The sequence below is a fragment of the Paenibacillus sp. JZ16 genome, assembly GCF_015326965.1.
GTDB lineage: Bacteria > Bacillota > Bacilli > Paenibacillales > Paenibacillaceae > Paenibacillus_AQ.
On sequence record NZ_CP017659.1, the window covers coordinates 2,074,146 to 2,092,605 of the forward strand.

At 47.3% G+C, this 18,460-nt stretch carries 23 protein-coding genes; 3 read left to right on the top strand and 20 right to left on the bottom strand.

Going from position 1 to position 18,460, the window contains the following annotated elements; genetic code table 11:
- Nucleotides 1–17: 17 nt before the first annotated feature.
- The 10 genes from BJP58_RS09300 to BJP58_RS09345 all read right to left on the bottom strand — a co-directional run bounded on the left by BJP58_RS09300 (nucleotide 18) and on the right by BJP58_RS09345 (nucleotide 8,025).
- Nucleotides 18–527: a GNAT family N-acetyltransferase gene (locus tag BJP58_RS09300; RefSeq protein WP_194543680.1), complete on the bottom strand. Its 510-nt coding sequence runs from the start codon at nucleotides 525–527 to the stop codon at nucleotides 18–20.
- Between the two features lie 103 nt (nucleotides 528–630).
- Nucleotides 631–1,521 carry a TIGR01777 family oxidoreductase gene (locus BJP58_RS09305; protein WP_194543681.1) on the bottom strand — a complete coding sequence of 297 codons (891 nt, stop codon included), beginning with the start codon at nucleotides 1,519–1,521 and terminating at the stop codon, nucleotides 631–633.
- Nucleotides 1,522–1,654: 133 nt separating this feature from the next.
- Nucleotides 1,655–2,788 (bottom strand): class I SAM-dependent methyltransferase, encoded by a 1,134-nt coding sequence (locus BJP58_RS09310; RefSeq protein WP_233355014.1) that lies wholly within the window; start codon nucleotides 2,786–2,788, stop codon nucleotides 1,655–1,657.
- Between the two features lie 21 nt (nucleotides 2,789–2,809).
- Entirely contained in the window at nucleotides 2,810–3,379 is a 570-nt protein-coding gene (locus BJP58_RS09315; protein WP_194543682.1) for a methyltransferase domain-containing protein, read from the bottom strand.
- A 25-nt stretch (nucleotides 3,380–3,404) separates the two neighbouring features.
- Nucleotides 3,405–3,578, bottom strand: coding sequence for a hypothetical protein (locus BJP58_RS09320; RefSeq protein ID WP_194543683.1), 174 nt, complete (start codon nucleotides 3,576–3,578; stop codon nucleotides 3,405–3,407).
- 22 nt (nucleotides 3,579–3,600) lie between these two features.
- Nucleotides 3,601–4,815 carry a glycosyltransferase family 4 protein gene (locus BJP58_RS09325; protein ID WP_194543684.1) on the bottom strand — a complete coding sequence of 405 codons (1,215 nt, stop codon included), beginning with the start codon at nucleotides 4,813–4,815 and terminating at the stop codon, nucleotides 3,601–3,603.
- 59 nt (nucleotides 4,816–4,874) lie between these two features.
- Nucleotides 4,875–5,486, bottom strand: coding sequence for a hypothetical protein (locus tag BJP58_RS09330; RefSeq protein ID WP_194543685.1), 612 nt, complete (start codon nucleotides 5,484–5,486; stop codon nucleotides 4,875–4,877).
- Between the two features lie 118 nt (nucleotides 5,487–5,604).
- The gene (locus tag BJP58_RS09335) at nucleotides 5,605–6,534 is read right to left on the bottom strand and encodes a phosphotransferase family protein (RefSeq protein WP_194543686.1); all 930 of its coding nucleotides are present in this window, start codon (nucleotides 6,532–6,534) and stop codon (nucleotides 5,605–5,607) included.
- On the bottom strand, nucleotides 6,531–7,076 hold the full coding sequence (locus BJP58_RS09340) for an STM3941 family protein (RefSeq protein WP_194543687.1): 546 nt from the start codon (nucleotides 7,074–7,076) through the stop codon (nucleotides 6,531–6,533). Before BJP58_RS09340 ends, BJP58_RS09335 begins: the two co-directional genes overlap by 4 nt.
- Before the next feature lie 61 nt (nucleotides 7,077–7,137).
- Entirely contained in the window at nucleotides 7,138–8,025 is an 888-nt protein-coding gene (locus BJP58_RS09345) for a PhzF family phenazine biosynthesis protein (protein WP_194543688.1), read from the bottom strand.
- Between the two features lie 192 nt (nucleotides 8,026–8,217).
- Between BJP58_RS09345 and BJP58_RS09350 the strand changes: the two genes are divergently transcribed.
- Nucleotides 8,218–9,327 carry a glycosyltransferase gene (locus tag BJP58_RS09350; protein ID WP_194543689.1) on the top strand — a complete coding sequence of 370 codons (1,110 nt, stop codon included), beginning with the start codon at nucleotides 8,218–8,220 and terminating at the stop codon, nucleotides 9,325–9,327.
- Between the two features lie 52 nt (nucleotides 9,328–9,379).
- On the opposite strand, the gene BJP58_RS09355 is transcribed toward BJP58_RS09350, so the two are convergent.
- From BJP58_RS09355 to BJP58_RS09380, 6 genes are all read right to left on the bottom strand, one after another.
- Nucleotides 9,380–11,515 (bottom strand): Ig-like domain-containing protein, encoded by a 2,136-nt coding sequence (locus tag BJP58_RS09355; RefSeq protein WP_194543690.1) that lies wholly within the window; start codon nucleotides 11,513–11,515, stop codon nucleotides 9,380–9,382.
- Between the two features lie 210 nt (nucleotides 11,516–11,725).
- Complete coding sequence (pgsA, locus tag BJP58_RS09360; protein ID WP_194543691.1) at nucleotides 11,726–12,310, bottom strand: CDP-diacylglycerol--glycerol-3-phosphate 3-phosphatidyltransferase; 585 nt, start codon at nucleotides 12,308–12,310, stop codon at nucleotides 11,726–11,728.
- 45 nt (nucleotides 12,311–12,355) lie between these two features.
- On the bottom strand, nucleotides 12,356–12,781 hold the full coding sequence (gene fosB, locus BJP58_RS09365; RefSeq protein ID WP_194543692.1) for a metallothiol transferase FosB: 426 nt from the start codon (nucleotides 12,779–12,781) through the stop codon (nucleotides 12,356–12,358).
- Complete coding sequence (locus tag BJP58_RS09370) at nucleotides 12,762–13,475, bottom strand: HAD family hydrolase (RefSeq protein ID WP_194543693.1); 714 nt, start codon at nucleotides 13,473–13,475, stop codon at nucleotides 12,762–12,764. The genes fosB and BJP58_RS09370 overlap by 20 nt, the downstream gene beginning before the upstream one ends.
- A gap of 17 nt (nucleotides 13,476–13,492) precedes the next feature.
- On the bottom strand, nucleotides 13,493–13,972 hold the full coding sequence (locus BJP58_RS09375; protein ID WP_194544882.1) for an 8-oxo-dGTP diphosphatase: 480 nt from the start codon (nucleotides 13,970–13,972) through the stop codon (nucleotides 13,493–13,495).
- Nucleotides 13,973–14,187: 215 nt separating this feature from the next.
- Nucleotides 14,188–14,922: a sigma-70 family RNA polymerase sigma factor gene (locus tag BJP58_RS09380; RefSeq protein WP_194543694.1), complete on the bottom strand. Its 735-nt coding sequence runs from the start codon at nucleotides 14,920–14,922 to the stop codon at nucleotides 14,188–14,190.
- 164 nt (nucleotides 14,923–15,086) lie between these two features.
- On the opposite strand from BJP58_RS09380, the gene clpP reads away from it, so the two are divergent.
- On the top strand, nucleotides 15,087–15,683 hold the full coding sequence (gene clpP / locus BJP58_RS09385) for an ATP-dependent Clp endopeptidase proteolytic subunit ClpP (protein ID WP_074961827.1): 597 nt from the start codon (nucleotides 15,087–15,089) through the stop codon (nucleotides 15,681–15,683).
- A gap of 71 nt (nucleotides 15,684–15,754) precedes the next feature.
- A complete protein-coding gene (locus tag BJP58_RS09390; protein WP_071219928.1) occupies nucleotides 15,755–15,970 on the top strand; it encodes a hypothetical protein in 216 nt (71 codons plus the stop codon).
- Between the two features lie 30 nt (nucleotides 15,971–16,000).
- On the opposite strand, the gene BJP58_RS09395 is transcribed toward BJP58_RS09390, so the two are convergent.
- The 4 genes from BJP58_RS09395 to BJP58_RS09410 form a co-directional block, all read right to left on the bottom strand.
- Nucleotides 16,001–16,912, bottom strand: a complete 912-nt coding sequence (locus tag BJP58_RS09395) for a phosphotransferase family protein (protein ID WP_194544883.1) — start codon at nucleotides 16,910–16,912, stop codon at nucleotides 16,001–16,003.
- A gap of 21 nt (nucleotides 16,913–16,933) precedes the next feature.
- Nucleotides 16,934–17,230, bottom strand: a complete 297-nt coding sequence (locus BJP58_RS09400; protein ID WP_194543695.1) for an antibiotic biosynthesis monooxygenase family protein — start codon at nucleotides 17,228–17,230, stop codon at nucleotides 16,934–16,936.
- Between the two features lie 42 nt (nucleotides 17,231–17,272).
- Nucleotides 17,273–17,626, bottom strand: a complete 354-nt coding sequence (locus BJP58_RS09405; protein WP_194543696.1) for a DUF952 domain-containing protein — start codon at nucleotides 17,624–17,626, stop codon at nucleotides 17,273–17,275.
- A 130-nt stretch (nucleotides 17,627–17,756) separates the two neighbouring features.
- Nucleotides 17,757–18,449, bottom strand: coding sequence for a cyanophycinase (locus BJP58_RS09410; protein WP_194543697.1), 693 nt, complete (start codon nucleotides 18,447–18,449; stop codon nucleotides 17,757–17,759).
- Nucleotides 18,450–18,460: the final 11 nt, after the last annotated feature.

Genomic DNA, 18,460 nt, shown 5'->3' on the forward strand with positions numbered 1-18,460 from the left:
CCCCTCCGTTTCGTGGCTTAGATACGTTTGTAATACAGCACCGTCCCGTCCAGTTCGCCGTTAGAGGATATGGCATAATCGGGTATAATCCCAACTTGGATGTAACCCAGAGACTGATACAGCTTGTTGGAGGGGTCCCCCTCCCGGGTATCTAATACCAACAACGTTCTACCCTCTGCCTTGGCTTTCGGCTCCAGATGAAGCATCAACGTTCTGCCGATACCTCCGCGGCGAGATACAGGATCCACCATCAGTTTTGCTACCTCGGCCCGGTGTCTGCCATTTGCCTTCATGGCGCATTGCAGCTGAACCGTGCCAATCGCCTGCCCATCCTGTACGGCAACCCACAGGGTAACCCCTGGGCCAAGCACATCCTCCCAGTAAGCGAAAGCTTCATCGTAAGACAGCGGCGGTAAGAATCCTACCGATGCCCCATCTTCTACTACCCGAATCAATAGTTCCGTTAATTGATGATGCGTCTCGCTTTCTAATTGGTCGACCTCCATAATCGTAAACGCAGAATTCATTACAGTACACTCCCTCTCTCATCTAATAAATTCATTCTATCCGTTCCGTTTCCATATGCAATCATTTTTACAATGCGTAATCCACCAAGGCGTTAAAATCCACTTATCGCTTCAAGAAGTCAGCCAGTGCTTTATTCAGCGTATCATATGTACAATGAAATCCTGCCTTGCAGAGTCTGTCCGGAATGACCCATCGGCTCTTCAGCACGAGTTCCGTTTCGGTTTGAATCAGCCGGGCTCCCAGTTCAAGCAGCCATTTGGGTGATGGCAATCCCATTCTGCGATTCAATGCAAGCCGAAGCTGCTCCATTAGTTCCTTGTTCGTAACCGGATGAGGGGAGGCACAATTGAATATCCCGCTCAGCTCTGCTCTTTCTTGTAAAAACAGGATCATACGATACAAATCCTCTACATGAATCCAGCTGAACTTTTGCTTGCCTGTACCTTGAACGCCACCGAGTCCGTATTTTACCAAGTTAACATAAGGTGTCATGACGCCGCCCCCCGGTCCCAGCACGATGGCAATGCGTAAAGCGATTTGTCTTGTTTGAGGCAGTGAGAACGAGAAAAAAGCGCGCTCCCATGCCTTGGCAACCTCAACCGAGAAACCTGTCCCGATTTCACCCTGTTCCTCCGTCATCGGCTTATCTTCAGCATGGCGATAAATCGTGGCCGTACTAGAATTAAACCATGTACGAGGAGGAGTACGGCATGCCTCGATAGCCGTGCCGAGTATATTCGTTGTATCTATTCTTGATTTCAGAATCAGCTTCTTATTTTCCTCATCGTAACGGCAATTGACCGATTTACCTGCAAGATTAATCAGCATATCCGCCCCCTCCAGAGCAGCGACGATCGCTTCTTGATCGTTCCATGGGATATGGCCCTTCCGTCGGGATATCATAAGTACTTGTGCTTGCTGCTCATTCGTGAATTTTTTCGCAAGATAAGTTCCGATAAAACCTGTTCCACCAGCCAGAACGATCTTTTTCATAGAATAGAATCAGCTCATTTCTCTATGTTTTATCCCTATTATAAATTCCCATTTTATCTATTTGTTTCTTACAATATATCATTTTTCAGTAAAGAATAAAAAGAAAACACCTTCCTTATAGAAGATGTTCCATTCATATAGCGCTGCCGGATTTGTATGATGATTTCAGAAAAACACCAAATTCTCTTTTCTTCCCGGTCCCTTCGGTATCCCCCAATTTCTCATATCTGTCAAATTGTGTTCCACTAATCAAAATAGCCTTTTCCTTCTCCGGCTCGGCCCCTGATTCCCAAAATAGAACTCCTGTAACACTCTGGTCTAATTTCCTCAGAAATGCTTCCCGCGCCGGCAGATCGTCCATCACATGATAGAATACGGTTAGTAGCAACCCTATATCATATGTTTCCGTAAGACTTGAGCGTTCAAACCGCTCCTCCTTGAGATCAAAATGAACTCGTTCGAGAACGTTCAGCTGCCTTGCCAGCTCGTAATGCTCAGCCATTGGCTCATAACCTGTGACGATAGCCCCCTGACGCGTAAAGTGTCTGGCATAAAATCCGATGTTGCAGCCGATATCGATTACCCTTTTTCCTCGTACGGATGAGGAACCCAGATACTCCATAATCAGATCCATGCGGGTCGGATAGACATCATCCCGTTCACTCTTCAAATGCATGAAGTGAGGATTCAAAATCGGTGTATAAATCAGGGTTCGAAGATGGCGGGAAAAGACCTCGGTTACCTGGTTCACAGCATCCGTATGCTTCCACTCCTCATAGTCGCGAACGTTCATTCGAGCCGGGACCTGCCTAACTCCGCTGCAGTATTGAAAGATGGCTCGATGGTGGCCGTCTTTCACGTGAAAATAACCGCCTTTCCTGTTATATTGGACCAGAATCGGATCTTCGTTGAAATGCTCCTTATCATTGGCGAACAAGGCAGCCATCGTGACATATTGTATGCGCCGCTGCTCCAATAGATCGTTATCCGAAATAGGTACTTCCAAATCACGGGTGATAAATATGGAGGCATGCCAGTCCAGATACAATTTCGGGTATTCCCCTTGATTCATGAGGTAACGGAACAATTGCAGATGAGGCGTCAAACGATTGATGGGAAGATCCCCGTATCTTTTGTGGACGTCATACCAGGCTTCCGTATAGTGTGGAATTAATACGGTCTTATGTTCTTCATCTATGAAATCCGTAAACAACAATTCCAGCGGTACTTTCGTAACCATGGTCTGCAGATGTGCTTCAGGTGACATCGCGTAAACCTCCCTTCTCTTTTACTTGCCTGGCATCGAAAACAAATACGTGGAGAAATCACGGTTAATGTAATCCCTAAAATGCCTTTTGTCGACTACGGGAAGCAGATCCAGCTCCTCCGTTGTCCATGTGCTCAAATGGGTTTCGAAATCATTACCGTACACTGCTCCCTGCGGCCAGTCTGTTCCAATCGGGATATTTAGCAGGACAAAGCGGGATTTTTCAATACAGGTCTGCAGCAGCACAAGCGCCCGCTCTTTTGTAAAGTGCTCCAGAACGTCACCCAGAATGATCAGATCGAATTGTCCTGGCTGAACCTCCGTTTGTATATGATCGAATGCATCCGCAACATGGATGATATTGTAGAAACAGGAATGATATGAATCAATATTGACCGGATAGATTTCAATCCCTTCGATTCGCGTATCCCAATATGTGCGGAATACGCGCCCCTCCCATACATCCAAATATTCGCGGCAGATCATTCCCCAACGGCCAAATCCAACGCCGACATCCAGTACGGACTTCGGAGATACATACCGGATCAGATCCACACAAAAAGATAAATTCTGCCAGTTAGATGTTCCCATTCCCATACACCTCTATTCGATCATTCTATTTCATATTCATCATCATATTAATAATCCGGTAATCCGGTATGAAATAATCCTTAGGAAGCCGGCTTACTGTTTGCTCCCACACCATTTGATTCACCATGAATGACGAAGGGAATTGATTGACTAGAAACAAATGACTGTACTGGTCTCCGGGTACCTCTATCAAATGCATGGTCCTTCCTCCCTTTCCTAGGTTACTGGGACTTGCTTATCTCTTTTTGATAAACCTCCAATACCCGCTTCACCATGGAATCCAGACCACGATGAGCCAATGCCCATTTCCGCGCTTGTTTACCTAGAAGCCTACGGTACGCTTCATCTTCCAGCAACATATTCAGACGTGCAGTAAGCATATCGTCATTCCCGGTCTGAAAGAGAAGGCCGTTCACCTCATGCTGTACCGCTTCCTTAAGACCGCCCGCATCCGAAGAAACAATCGGCAATTCGGCAATCTGCGCCTCCATCACAGAATAGGAGAGGGTCTCCATCAGACTTGGCATAACAAAAATATCTGCCAGCCCTAGCAACGCAGGTACATCGTCACGCGAGCCCCAAAAACGGACTGCCCCCGCCATACCCAACTGACCAACGCGATATTCGTACAATGCACGCTGATCTCCGTCTCCAACAAGCCAGCACTCCCAGTCCTGACGAAAGGCATGGAGTTTGCCCAAGGCTTCCAACAACACGTGAATGCCCTTTTCGTGACTGAGTCTGGAGGTGCAGATGATCACTTTCTTGTCCACGGGTCGAGTCAGTTCGTGCTCTTTCTTCAACCTGTCTTCGAAGCTTGGAATATCCATCGCATAGGGAATCAATGAGATCCGGGATACGGGCAGACCAAAGTACGATACCACGACATCCCTCAGCCATTCGGAAGCCAGAAGCACCTGATCGCTGGATGAGCCCCCGATGTTCTCAATCGATTTATAATAATTCCAGACGAGTAGTGGGCTGGAAGGTTTAATCCCTTGATCATTTTGGACCATATTCAAAATAGTAAGTGCCACGGAGGCATGAATGCTGGTTACCAAGGGTATGCCCGCAGGCTTCACACGACTGACGGCTGCCGCAGCCAGCACATCCTGTGCATGGATGGCATCGTATTGCTCCAAGTCCAAATAAGAAAGCGTTAGCTCCAAACATAACCGCTCAGATTCAGCATGCCTGACCCAATTATCCGAGAATATAGGGGATGCTGCTGGGAGATTCGCCTCCAACATCGGTTTATAATGACTCTTGAACACCTTCCGGTTATCATCTCCGTACACATAAAAGCAATCAATTCTGTCACCGACCATGTCGACCTCATGCCCCAGTGCCTCAAGCCCCTGCTTGATCTGCAGCATATACTTCCATAGTCCACCAACATGAGGAATCAGGAATATCGTCACGAGCAATATCTTCAAGCACCCCACCCTTTCCGAAAAAAACTCGTCATAAACAGCTTCTAATACTGCGAAATTATTTACAGGATCGGCTCCCCTATTCGGCAGTTGTGGAACTCTTCACTAGTTAAATGAACAATCTCTTCAACTCTCCACCGATAGAAAGCAAAGATGGCGGGTCCTCCGATTTTTCGCAGCATATGCCGCTCCCCATAGTAGATCGACCCATTCGGAGCGCTGTATACTCTGCCGTTAATAAGAAAAGACGTGAGCAAGGATGCATCATGAATCATATCCCCTTGAGGGAGTATAGCGATTAGTTCGTCCGGCAAGATGACAACGCTGGAATAATTAAAATGGAGCCTATGATACATTTCGTGGGAAATAATCGGATGAAGACGCCGATCGCTCCACAGATAGATTTCCGATCCGCTGTTTTTTACTAGAAGGGTTGAAGGACTGTTCATGATGAAATCCCCGGATATATTCACGGGTGACCCGGTCTCCATTTCTTCGAGTACCGACTCATTCAATTCCACCATGCTTTTCGCGGTAAATCCGTACGAATGGAAAGTCGCCAAATCGCTAATGGGCCGTTTCTTGCCATGCTCAACCAAATAAACAGCAGAATACAAGCCCCTAATTAGAGTGCCATCCGGTACACGGCTCCTTACCCGATGGGTATGCTGCATGACGTTCCCACCCTTCAACTAAACCTAGTCCATTATATTCTTGGCCAATGATTCTGGACTCGTCAGTTATCTATTCCGTTTCACACATTTCTCTCATAAAAAAGATCCCCGTAGGGATCTATCGATTTAATAGAGATATAATTTTGTCTTTCATATACTGATAGCTGTGGGGATCATCCTTCTTCGCATAAAAACGGAGTCCGTCCAGCGCTTTGAACAGTTGATAGCCTAACAGTCTCTCCTCAAAATATGGAATACTTACGCCTTGCTGCTCCAGGGCTTGCTGCAGCCTACTTGGAAACTCCAGCATCGGGTACCACATATGAAGAACGGAAACATCCAGCATGAAGTCGCCGAACATGGCCATCTCCCAATCCACGATCCCCGTAACGTTCTCGTTCTCTCCCAGCATATTACCCAAATGGAAATCTCCATGTACAAGATATCGCTCCGGAGGCGAATAGCGAACCCGTTCGATCATCGTTAGGTAGATTTCTTCAAAAAACTCTTTTTCCAGAAAGCTGTTCTCATACAGATTGTTCCATCCATGGTAGAAGCCTTCTTGCTCTTCATCGAAAACAGACGTGATGTAATCCAGCCATGAACGATGGACAGCCTTGCCTTCCGGAGTAATCCAGCCGTAACCCTCATGGGAATCCGCGACATGTACCTGACGGATCCGCATGAATTGATGGACAATGTCGGGGATGAGCGTTCGAATTTGCGTCGGTTCAAGAGCACTTATCGGCGTTCCGGATACTCTGTTCGAGATGGAGAAATGAATATTCTCCATTCTCCCTACCTTGTGGATACGGGGAATGGGCAAGGATTGTTCACCGTACATATCGTAGATTTTGAACACTTTATGAAGGCTATCCTCATTATCCTTAAAATGAATGACATAATCGGCATCGCCCTTGCGGTAACTGAACACCTTGCTCAGTTCGCCCATCTCGATGGGGGTGACATTCATTACCGATTCCCCTTCAATATGCTTCAGATGGCTTACCGCCATATCCAAAGTCATTTCCGGCTTAAATGTTCTCATAACATGTTCTCCTCCTTCAGCATCTGATCCGGGTTCGATTTGGACGCATTCCATCTTCGATACAACAAAGGGAACAGTTCGTATATATTAGCGGAGATACTCGATGCAGAAATATGAATCGTAGAGCCCGTCATGCCTTTATTCATACGCATGAGCTTCCGCTTCCAGGCAGGGTGCCGGGACATCAGATGGTCAGGATCATAAACTTCAATTCCTATGAATTTCTCATTCTTGATCTGATAGATATGAATATTTTTAATTTCGTCCCACGCGACGGCTCCTGCGCTCACATAAGAGGATTTATCGACGAACCCCTCCTTATGGATCAAGAGTGCCGGAGCCGATTGGAACAGCTTGGTAACGGCAAACACCAGCCCCGCGCCAAAAAACAACGCACAGATGATTCCGACAATGGCGATAACCATGTTGTCCGACGTCACCCCGCCGTATACCAATCCACTACCTAGCAGCACAAACGCCAAAGAGCCCACTAGCATTTTGGTTACCTTAGGATAAATCTTTATTTCTTCTTGTTCCTGCATGAGTCGCACTCCTTGTATGAATTAACTTATGACGATGGCTCTATCATTCGATGGTCATCCATCAATAGCTAACCTGGAATTCTTTGACAAACACCGCCGTACCGGAAATATAGACATCCATGGTCTCTTTACGACGGTTCACATGAACATGCACTCTACCGTCTTTCCCCATTTCCTGGCCTTGTTCAATACTAAATCGAGCGGAGGATAACTCAGGGTTCAGGTAAGTCAAATAATAAGCCCCCATTACCCCCGATGCAGTTCCAGTTACCGGGTCTTCAATGGTACCCGAATACGGCGATGAGAAATGTCTCGCGTGCATGAACGAAGACGCATCCATCGTTTCCAGGCAAAAAGGATGCAGTGAGGCCTTGGGGTTTTCGGTTAAAATGTCCGGGAACACTGCATTATCAGGCACCATCCGGTCAAAATGATGCAACCCTTTTATCGGAACCAACAATGTCCAAATCCCCGTGCTTCCATAGACGATGGGCATACTTAAGTCCAAATCGTCACGTTTCAGACCTATGGATGATGCTAGACGGTCTACATCACCCTCGTAGGATATGAATTGAGGGTGATCCTGCTTCATCTTCATGGTTAACAGGCCCTCGGCATTTTGATATTCTATAGGCAAACTGCCCACCTTGGTCTCAATCCACACGGTTTCTTTTTCCGGCAGCAGTCCCCTGGTTTTTAAAGCATACATGGATGCCATGGTGGCATGGCCGCATAAATTCATTTCATGGCCCGGAGTAAAATACCTCAATCTGATATCTGCTTGCTCTGATTGTAAGATAAAGGTGGTTTCATTGAATCCAACGCTGCGAGCGATGGATTGCATCTCCTCCTCCGTCAGATCATCTGCATTCAGAACCACCCCAGCAGGATTCCCCTTGTTAGGCTGCACGGAGAATGCATCGTAATGAAGCACGTTTATAGATTTCATGTTCCTCTACCCCTTCTTTCTGCACCGTCTATGATTTGCTATCCAAATTAGTGAAGATTTTACCATTAGGGGATATGTTAAATCCAGACCAAATTTCAAACAGCTCCCTGTATAAGGTTCATTTCGTAAGCTGACTTGAATATATATCTGGCATATTGTTATGAATCAAAACCATACATGGGGGTAATTTCATTGAACACTATCAGCCTGTGCATGATCGTAAAAAACGAGGAACTCGTGTTAAACCGCTGTTTATCCTGTGTTGCCGACATCGTGGATGAGATCATCATTGTCGATACAGGATCTACCGATCGTACAAAAGAAATCGCTCAATCCTTTACAGAGCTCATCTTTGATTTTGAGTGGATTGACGATTTCTCGGCTGCGCGTAATTTCGCTTTTAGTAAGGCTACCCAGGACTATATCCTGTGGCTCGATGCTGACGACATACTGCTGGAAGAAGACCAGCTCAAGTTAAAAACGCTTAAAGAAAACCTTACATCCGGCATCGATTCCGTAACCATGCTCTACCATTTAAGTTCGGACGAATTTGGCAATGTCACCTTCAGTCTCCGGCGCAACCGTCTTGTGAAGCGAAACAGAGGCTTCCGATGGATCGGACCCGTCCATGAGTATCTAGAGGTCTACGGCAATATTATCAATAGCGATATCGCGGTTACCCATCTCAGCTCGAAGCATGACCCCGATACCGGCCGGAATCTTAGAATCTACGAGAAGCGTGAGACGGCTGGCGAATCGTTCACGCCACGAGATTTATTCTATTATGCGAATGAATTGAAGGATCACGGCCAATTCGAGAAAGCTATTGATTATTACGAACAATTTTTACATACGGAACAGGGCTGGATTGAGGATATACTCACGGCCTGCAGCAGGCTATCCGATTGCCATCACGAGCTCGGAAATGGGCAAGCCTCTTTTGAATCCTCTATCAGATCCTTGCATTATGCGCCACCGCGGTCCGAATTCTGCTGCCGCATTGGTTACCATTTTTTCGTGAAAAACAACTACGATACGGCCATTTACTGGTATAAACTGGCGACCGAGCTTGAGCTGCCTCCGGGTTATATGGGATTTCACAACCCCTCCTTCTCCACCTGGCTGCCTCACCTGCAATTGGCCGTTTGTTACGACCGGATCGGAGCCCATGCTCTTGCCAATCAGCATAATGAGCAGGCGCTTGTCTATCGTCCAGGCGATGAAACGATACTGGCGAACCAGGAATATTTTCAAAACAAGCTGCAGGAGCTTCAAAATGACCAAGAACGGCCCAGTCCATAGAAAAGACAGCAGCCCGGCTTCTAAAAAGCCGGGCTACTGCTAATCTGTTGTCCTATTTGACAGAGACGGTAATGGATACGGTCTTTGAATTGTACTGCCCTTTAATGCGGGCGGTTCCCTTCGCGATCGCTTCAATACGTCCGTTCGTTACTTTGGCAACGTTGGAGTTGCTGGTTGTCCAAACGGCGGTGTCTCCAACATTTATTTTCGCGCCGGTATCGAATTCGGCCGTAACCGTAACGGTTTTGACGTCACCGGGCTTCAAGTTCAGTTTCTTCTCGCTGACAATCAATTTCTTCATTTTCGGAACCACGTTTACCTTAACGGTAACTTCTTTGCCTTGGTATGAACCCGTAATCGTTGCCTTACCCTCGGCAACCGCCTTAACGGAGGTTCTGGATACCGTCACAATCGCAGTGTCCGAAGAACTCCAATTCATCTTGGATGAGAGCGAAACCGTTTTGCCGTTGCTGTAATAGCCTGTAACTTTAATCGATTTGGATTTCTTGATGTTGAGATCGATATTCTCCGGCTCTACAACGATCTTCACAACTTCCTGTTCCACCACGACCGGAATCTTGACTTCTTTATTCAGGTAAGTGCCTTTCAGTGTCGTCGAGCCTTTCGTTAAGCCCTTGATCGTACCGTCTTTAATGACAGCCGCAGAGCCCGTCAGTGACCATTCAACGGAAGAGGTCACATCGCTCTCCGTGCCATCTTCAAATACAGCATTTACTTTCGGCAGCGCAATGCTTCTTCCCATAACCAGCTGATACTCTTCTACATCCGGCAGAAGTACCAGCACTTTTTCATTGACGGTAACCGGCACCGTCGCTACTACTCTGGAGCCGATCTTACCGGTGATCGTTGCTGTACCGGCGTCGATGGCTTTGATTTTGCCGTCTTCGGTCGTTACCACTTTCTCATCGCTGGAAGTCCAGTTAACCGCGCTGCTGAAGTCCTCTTTCTCGTCGTCCAGAAGCGTTCCCGTCACTTTAGGGAAGGACTTGGATTCGCCTTTCAGCACATCCACTTCCGTATCAGCTGCCTCAAACTTGGTCACGGTCGGATATACTTTAACCGAGAATTCTTTACTGATTCCCAAGTAACTAACTTTAATGGTAGAGGTTCCCGAAGCTCTCGCTGTAATCACGCCACCATTAACAGAAACAGCCAGCGGGTTGGATGAGGTCCATTCCCCGGGCACGTCGATGGATTGCGAAGCCGCGTTGCGAACCTTGGCTTGTACCGTAATCGAATCATTCATGAACAGAACCGGATTCTTGATAAAATCCGTCTGATCCAGAATCAAAGCTTCATAAGGATTGCGCACATACACATCCAATTTGGCCGTTGAACCCAGATAGCTCACGCTGATCGTAGATTTACCCAACGCAACCGGCTTTAGCTTGCCATCCTCAATTGTAGCTACGGAAGAATTGGACGATTTCAACTCTATTTTATCCGTCACGTCCATACCTGTATCGGTCTCCGACTGCTTAGCGAATACTTTCAGCTCAACAGGCGCATCGCCAACCAAGAGCTCCAGATCTTCACCCGGAACGATCGCAAGCTTTTGGTAAGGTGCAATGACTTTCACCGTGAAGGAAGCTTTGAGTCCTTTGTATTCCGCAGTCACGGTTGCGCTTCCCAGACCCACAAGGGTCAGTTCGCCTTTGCTTACTTTTACAACGCTGTCATCGGAAGTGGTCCACTTCGCTTCCGTGGTTACGTCGTTTGTTCCGTCAGCCAAGGCTTTAACGGTTAGACCTTCCGTTCCAAGCTTATGCTCCACTTTATTGGGCTGATCCAGTTTAAACTCGTCAATGGCAAATTTAACGTCGACGTCAATCGTCTTGATCGCGCCTTTGTATTTTGCCGTAACTCGGGCTGTACCTTTCTCCAGTGGAATGATAAGTCCACCGTCAACCTTTACAATTCTCGTGTTGGACGAAGTCCACGTCGACTCATTGGTTACATCCTTCTTCGTAGAAGAGCCTTCAATGTTAGCCAATACTCGAAGTTGTTCCGAGGTTTCATTAACGGTTAAGTAAATTTTGCTCTCGTTCGTATCAAATTCAATCGACGTTACGTCCCCGGAGGCGGCGAATACGCTGGTTGGAAAAACCATCGCCAACATCATCACAACGACAAGAAACATCTTCGTTGTCTTTCTGTTTAAGCTCATTTATTTCTCTCCTTTGTACCTTCTGTCTCTCAGGCTTTTTTTCAGTCTATCTCTATATCGACAGTCCCGGATGAAATCGTTACCTTCTGACGCCAAAATAGGCACAAAGTAGGATATTTTCCCAGCCCCGGATCTCGAAAAAAATCCGGCGTGATAAAATGGACAGCTGTCCCTATCAGTCAAGCCGGGGTAACGCTCATCCTGCTTACATCAGCTCAATTTTATGAGTTTATAATTGTTCAACAGATAATGGATGCCCGAATATATCGTCAAGGCGACTGCTGCAAGCATGAGAAATTCATCCACTTGAATCATAGTGACGAGCTGAAACGGATAATTATCCAGCAATACCGCTGCAATGGCTATCACCTGAAGCACCATTTTCAATTTGCCGAGACTGTCAGCGGACAATGCGATTCCCTGCTCGGATGCAACCATCCTAAGCCCTGTGATCACAAATTCCCGCGCAATGATGGCAACGGCTATCCACGTCGCAACCATCCCTGATTGAACCATCATGATTAAGGCAACCGATATAAGCAGTTTATCCGCGAGCGGATCCAGTAGTTTTCCGAGATTCGTGATTTGATTGTATTTCCTCGCGATGTAACCGTCCAGCTTGTCCGTAGCCGAAGCAAGAATGAACACGCCCAGCGCGATGTAGGTTCCATAAACATGAATAAATCCGAAGAAGCGGCTGTTCTCGGTCAGCCATAGCGGATACTCAGCAAAAAAAAGAATGAATAATGGAATCAGCATTATTCTGGCTATCGTTATTTTGTTGGCAAGGTTCATCGGTTCATCTCCTCGATCTGCAATTGGAATCGTTCGTTCCCCTAACTATTCGGCATCGTAAAAGGTCATATGCTCTTTATCCGCGCGGTAATAGTCCAGCCTGTCCTTCATGGAGCCCGTATGAAACTCGAACATATGCCCATCCGGGTCCAGGAAGTAGATCGACTTCTTGTCCTTCTCCTCCCTTGCCCTTCCCGGCAAAATCTCCACCTGGAGCGCTTGCAGACGAAGCAGCGTTGTTTCATACTCCTCCTCTTCCATAGTAAAGGCAATATGCGTATATGTTCTATTCGAGGTGCTCCTGTCGACATCTTCTTCATTTAAAGCAATCCACAGTCCGTTCAGATCAAAATATGCCAGCTTTCTCCCTTTAACCAGAAGTTTGGCTTCAAATACGTCCCTATAAAAAGCGATGGACCGTTCCAATTCCGAAACAGAAAAACAGAGATGGTTAATGGCCTGCAGTTTCATTGTTGGGCGACTCCTTTTTAATAGAAGATTCGATAAGATCCAGCACTTGCAGCGGTTGATGGATCTTCTCATGCTCGCTCTCAATAAACGTGTTGTACCAATAGGCGTGATATGGCCTAAGACCGGCATTGCTGGCGCCTCTCAGCTCATCTGAACCGCCATCCCCGATAAACAGAGATTCCTGTGGTGTTACGCACAACCGGTCACAAGCCAATCGATAGATTTCCGGGTTCGGTTTGGCTACCCCAACTTCATATGAGAAGATAACGTCATCGAAGTAAGGCGCCAATCCGCTCTGGCCAAAAGAAATCACCTCTTCTTCCGAGCAATTGCTGATCAAGCCCACCTTCAGACCCCTTTCACGCAAAAGATCCAGCATCCTGCAGATCTCATTCGATATCGTATTGAAAGGGATTTTCTTCTCGCTGACTCTCGACTGGTAGAGAAACTCTACATGTTCCTGATGATAAGGTAAACTCCGGGAATCAAGGATATCCCGGATCACCGCGTGATAGTTGGGAAAATGACCATTCATTCTTTGCTCAAACCGGATGCTCCACTCCCGTTTAAACTCCGCTTCGGATAGCCCGAGTCTATTCATATAATCATAGGACCTCTTGGACACCCGCTTGCCGTTTGCGAATTCCGTAATTAACGTCTCGAATAAATCGAAGAACACCGCCCTGACCATCATGAACACCGCTCCCTTCGTTAATCAACGATCCCTGCCGCCTGAGGTGATTTCGCCGGATACCGCTTGATGGTTTCATCCAGAACAATCCCGGTCTTCTCGTCCCAAATCTCGCTTAATTCAAACGTACCTTCTTCAAAAAACAACGGAAACCGGCGTTTAAACCAATCCTGCATAGGCAGCTTTAATGCCTCATCCCGGTCCACCCATAACAGCTCTCCTTCAGGGGGATGCTCCAGCAATTCCCCTTCAAAGGAGGTGGCCAAATAATTAAACACCATGTACCGTAGACCTGTGTTCGGCTCACACGATTCCTCCAGGCCTTTATAGACGATGTCCTTTACAATCAAGCCGGTTTCTTCCCGCACCTCCCGAATGGCTCCGTTTACAATGCTTTCCGGAAAATCCACTTTGCCGCCGGGCGCAATATATCCGGGAAATCCTTTGGCATCCGGTCTGTTCATCAGCAGAACGCTGCTTCCGTCTTGTATCATGCACATGGTGTACAACTTCACTTCGGTCTGCAACCTAACCCCTCATTCCTAACGGTTCTACTTGGTTTATATTATACATCCGCCAAGCGCTGAATGACGATATGATGAACGGAGATTCGTGTCGTCTTTTTCATTGTTATGTTGCATCAAAAAAAAGGCCCGAGCAACCTCTGCTCCGGCCTTCCCGATAAATGTATGATCAACCTGCTCGAATCTTCGCTTTACGCGGCCATTCTCATGTCGGACGAATATCCGCCGTACATCATATAACTTGCGCTCGGTGTTTCAACCTGCATCGGAACCATGCAGCCGATGGCTGATGCTTCACTGCTATTCCATTGAATAAGCCTCACGACCGCTTCAACGTCCCCGGATTGGTATGCCTCTGCCAATGCCTGAAGATTCAGGGTCATCTCCTCGTCTTCCGGCATAGCCAATTCAAGTTCCTCTTCCTCCGGATCCAGCGATTGCAGCACTTTGTGAGCTCGATGAAGGGCCGCTTTCACCGCTCCCTCCGTCGTTTTCAGTTTCACCGCAGTTTCCGAAACAGAATATTCGTACACTTCACGGAGCACCAGCACCGTTCTCTGCAGGGGCGACAAGTGTTCCAGCAGCCATTGAAAAGCGAACTCGATGTTCAGTTTGCTGTCCTCGTTCGACGCTTCTTCCCTAGGCAAAACATGTTCCAGCTTCTCATCCAGAATTCGTCTATAGATCTGATCCCGGCGAACCCGGTCAATCCATGTATTCTTGGCAATCCGCAGCAGCAGCGCTTCGTGGTTGACATGGCTCCGCTGCTTCAGATGCTCCAGTGCCTTGATCCAAGTGTCCTGCACCAGATCATCGGAATCCCATGAGGAGTTTGTGAGGGACAGACAATATCTGTGCAGGGTAGCATTCATTTCCTCAAAGCTTAGATCAGCCGGAGGGGTAACGCTCGGTCGAAATATCGTCATCGGAAGCCAACTCCTTTCCTAATCTCGATACAGATATCTTATATGTAAACGAATGAAGTTATCTTTTCGTTACTTTGATTTTCGAACAATTTATTTCGTGGTTTCTCCGTATCTTTTGCGGCTGCCTCTTCGTTTACTTGCTGAAACCTGAAAACCTAACGAATATGGAGGATGAAACCATGAATGTTGTTCCTTATGTTGTAGAACAAACCAACCGGGGCGAACGATCTTACGATATTTATTCCCGATTGCTGAAGGATCGGATCGTGTTTGTGGGTGCAGCCATCGATGACGCCATCGCTAACAGCATTATCGCACAGCTGTTGTTTCTGGCGGCTGAGGATCCTGAGAAGGATATCCACATGTATATCAATAGTCCGGGCGGCTCGGTATCCGCGGGCTTTGGCATTTACGATACCATGCAGATCATCAAACCTCAAGTCAACACCATCTGCACCGGTTTTGCCGCTTCTTACGGCGCGATCCTGCTGCTGGCCGGGGCCAAAGGCAAACGACTTGCGCTGCCGAACAGCGAGATCATGATCCATCAGCCGCTGGGTGGTGTGCAAGGGCAGGCTACCGATATTGCCATTACGGCAAAACGCATTCTGAAAACCCGTGAGAAGCTGGCACAGATTATATCCGAGCGGACAGGTCAATCCGTCGAACGCGTCGAAAAGGATATGGAGCGGGATTATTTTATGTCGGCGGAAGAAGCGAAGGAATACGGCATCATTGACGATATCGTCACGAAACTGTGACGCTAATCGTATATAATGGCCTGATCCGTTAGACCCGATACTCTATTTTATTCACAAGGAGTGGAACGTATATGCTGAAAAGTTTGCTCAATCAGGAAGTGAGCATTTATTTTACGGATGGAAGCTATGTGCGAAACGGCACGCTGGAGGAAGTAGGCGATCAATTTATCCGGTACCAGGACGAATATGAGATGCTGTATGTACCGTTAACCGCAATCCGCTACGTTTCCGTGAATACCAAGGAACGAGACAAACCTCGAGTGGGATTTGCACCAACCTCCCGATAAGATAACAAGAACCGCATGGGCTCCTTAAGCTCATGCGGTTCTGTTTGTATCGCGGTTGATTTTTTCTAATAGGAATGAGAGCATTCGCTGCTTGCAGACTTCGTTCTGCTCCTTTTTATGAAAGCCGATAAACTGCAGGGCATGAATAACAGAATAGAAATCAATTAGCGCCCGCTGTTCTTGCTCCATTCCCCAATGCCTGCATAACGCCTCCACGTAGGGCATCCCCTGCTCTCCAATATCGGAGACCACCGCCGTCTGGGTGAGGGCAATCATGTACAGCGGATCCCCGTAGCATACCCAATCAAAATCAACGATACCCTGAAGCTTGCCTTGGGCCACAATTACATTCTTGATCGTAAGATCATCAAGGAAACAGATGGGCTCCACTTGGTCAAAATAAGGCGTGTAACGCTGCTTCATGTGTTGCAATTGGACGATAGTCTCCGGAGTAACATCATCGATTATGTGATCGATATGCTGGCGGATATCACGATCGATGATCTGAGTCCAGGTTGAGAAGGGCCCCTGCTCTCCAATTGGAACCCATCCGAATCCGGTGCCTCGGGGAAGCTCTGACACGCTGCGTTGGTATGAAATGATCTGCTGGGCAAGTTCAGTCATTTGTTCATGCGTCATTCCCTCAAGCTCATATCGGAGGTCCCGTCCGGGGAAGTGCTCCAGTATCATATAAGCAAAGAGGACCAATTCCATGGACACATCCGTTCGGATCACACTCGGTACCGGCAAGCCTAATGAAGAAAGAATCGCAATATTGTCCGCTGTATGCTCTAGGACGCCGGGCTTGTCATTGGTTCTGAGAATGATTTGCTCATCGGATAATGTCACACTATATACCTGATTGGTATGGCCAAATGACATGGGTTCGATCTTCAGCGGCGGGCTGCCGTAAACCTCTTTTATAAGATCCTCCAGGCTCATCTCCAACACCTGCCTTAACGGTCACTTTATGTACACATCTTCAAAATGTTCAACGACGGGGAATGGATCATAAAAGTGATGCAGCAATTCTTTCCATTCCTGATATTCGGCGGATCCCCTAAAACCTATCGTGTGATCCTCCAGCGTCTCCCATTTCACCAATAGAACGTATTTGTGCGAATCCTCCAGGCATCGCTTCAACTCATGATGGATATACCCCTCCATCTGGGATATGATCCCTGAGGCGGTTTGGAAATTGCGTTCAAAATCTGACGTAAGCCCTGGTTTCACTTGCAGCATGGCCACTTCGAGTATCATTGCGTTTCCTCCTTGGTATCAAGTTAAAATTCATATCACGGTCTATCCACTATATTCAAGCTCGGTAGAGGGCTGAAACGCGAATCCCCCCTCTTCATCCGGCTCAAGACGATACACCTTCTGGACAGCGTTCAGATTCAGCCCTCCATATATATGCGGGTACAACTGGTTCATCTCATATAAGTCTTCGTACACAATCTCCGCATCCACCTGATCTTCTTGAATACCCAAAACGAATAGATCCGTACTGCCCGTGTAGAACGTATTGGCTACTCCGCTGACTTGCTCCTCTGTGGAGCAGTGGATGAATCCGTCCGTTTGTATGCTCGGCGGCTCGTACAATCTATTCTCTCGTGCTATCATCCAGGCTTCCTTAGAAATTATATGATAGATCATGCCGTCCGTTCCCCCAGTCGCTTATTTTTCGTACTATATTGACACACTTGAGCTAAAAAAACCATTCTTTTCTTATTGTTGTTAGATGGCTTCCTTCCTATTGCCATAAAAAAGAAAAAGAAAACATCCTTCAGGATGTCTTCTTTATCATCATGTATTGATCCAGGTCATCATCCTCTAAGATGACTTCATGGACGGCTTCTCCCAAACTATAAGCCAGCTGCCCATTGATAAATACGGCACAGGCCTGCTCATCGATGCCGATCCCGCGCTTCACCTTCTTCGTTCTCATACCTTCCAGCAGATTGGACTGATCGCTCCACTCCGTATAATGAACGCTGATCAATACATTCGAAAGCAACCCTACCCCTTGCTTAAACAGCATTACGCTTTGTTCATTATCCAGTGGCGATATGAGGCAGGTTTCCGGAAGAATCAAGGCGCCCGCCGAATTTCCTGCAATGGGAACGCCGTTCTCGTAACCGTGTATCAGCAGCTCTTTAAAACGACCGGTCGCGTAATAGTGATGGTATTTCTCCGTGTTGCCCCCGCCAATAAAAATCCCCGTGGCCTGTGACAACACCTGTTCAGCCTGTTCCATGTCCAGCTTTCCATCCTCGCCAGGAACGATGACCTGCATGTCCTGGATACCTGATTCTGCCCACATCTGCTGAAACAGGGGAACATACTCCTCCCAGCCCGGTCTGTTCATAATGCATAAAACAATTCTGGCGTTAGAACCGCCCGCTTGCTCTATAAATTGTCTATTTGCCTCTCTTTGAAAGGAATTTCCTCCAAGCAAAAATAAATATCGATCCCTCAAGGTAACGCCCC

Excerpts from the sequence above, each read along its gene's own strand:
- BJP58_RS09300 (WP_194543680.1), bottom strand. The coding sequence starts at position 527 with ATGAATTCTGCGTTTACGATTATGGAGGTCGACCAATTAGAAAGCGAG.
- BJP58_RS09305 (WP_194543681.1), bottom strand. The coding sequence starts at position 1,521 with ATGAAAAAGATCGTTCTGGCTGGTGGAACAGGTTTTATCGGAACTTAT.
- BJP58_RS09310 (WP_233355014.1), bottom strand. The coding sequence starts at position 2,788 with ATGTCACCTGAAGCACATCTGCAGACCATGGTTACGAAAGTACCGCTG.
- BJP58_RS09315 (WP_194543682.1), bottom strand. The coding sequence starts at position 3,379 with ATGGGAACATCTAACTGGCAGAATTTATCTTTTTGTGTGGATCTGATC.
- BJP58_RS09320 (WP_194543683.1), bottom strand. The coding sequence starts at position 3,578 with ATGCATTTGATAGAGGTACCCGGAGACCAGTACAGTCATTTGTTTCTA.
- BJP58_RS09330 (WP_194543685.1), bottom strand. The coding sequence starts at position 5,486 with ATGCAGCATACCCATCGGGTAAGGAGCCGTGTACCGGATGGCACTCTA.
- BJP58_RS09335 (WP_194543686.1), bottom strand. The coding sequence starts at position 6,534 with ATGAGAACATTTAAGCCGGAAATGACTTTGGATATGGCGGTAAGCCAT.
- BJP58_RS09340 (WP_194543687.1), bottom strand. The coding sequence starts at position 7,076 with ATGCAGGAACAAGAAGAAATAAAGATTTATCCTAAGGTAACCAAAATG.
- BJP58_RS09345 (WP_194543688.1), bottom strand. The coding sequence starts at position 8,025 with ATGAAATCTATAAACGTGCTTCATTACGATGCATTCTCCGTGCAGCCT.
- BJP58_RS09355 (WP_194543690.1), bottom strand. The coding sequence starts at position 11,515 with ATGAGCTTAAACAGAAAGACAACGAAGATGTTTCTTGTCGTTGTGATG.
- pgsA (WP_194543691.1), bottom strand. The coding sequence starts at position 12,310 with ATGAACCTTGCCAACAAAATAACGATAGCCAGAATAATGCTGATTCCA.
- fosB (WP_194543692.1), bottom strand. The coding sequence starts at position 12,781 with ATGAAACTGCAGGCCATTAACCATCTCTGTTTTTCTGTTTCGGAATTG.
- BJP58_RS09370 (WP_194543693.1), bottom strand. The coding sequence starts at position 13,475 with ATGATGGTCAGGGCGGTGTTCTTCGATTTATTCGAGACGTTAATTACG.
- BJP58_RS09375 (WP_194544882.1), bottom strand. The coding sequence starts at position 13,972 with ATGTGCATGATACAAGACGGAAGCAGCGTTCTGCTGATGAACAGACCG.
- BJP58_RS09380 (WP_194543694.1), bottom strand. The coding sequence starts at position 14,922 with ATGACGATATTTCGACCGAGCGTTACCCCTCCGGCTGATCTAAGCTTT.
- clpP (WP_074961827.1), top strand. The coding sequence starts at position 15,087 with ATGGAGGATGAAACCATGAATGTTGTTCCTTATGTTGTAGAACAAACC.
- BJP58_RS09390 (WP_071219928.1), top strand. The coding sequence starts at position 15,755 with ATGCTGAAAAGTTTGCTCAATCAGGAAGTGAGCATTTATTTTACGGAT.
- BJP58_RS09395 (WP_194544883.1), bottom strand. The coding sequence starts at position 16,912 with ATGAGCCTGGAGGATCTTATAAAAGAGGTTTACGGCAGCCCGCCGCTG.
- BJP58_RS09400 (WP_194543695.1), bottom strand. The coding sequence starts at position 17,230 with ATGATACTCGAAGTGGCCATGCTGCAAGTGAAACCAGGGCTTACGTCA.
- BJP58_RS09405 (WP_194543696.1), bottom strand. The coding sequence starts at position 17,626 with ATGATCTATCATATAATTTCTAAGGAAGCCTGGATGATAGCACGAGAG.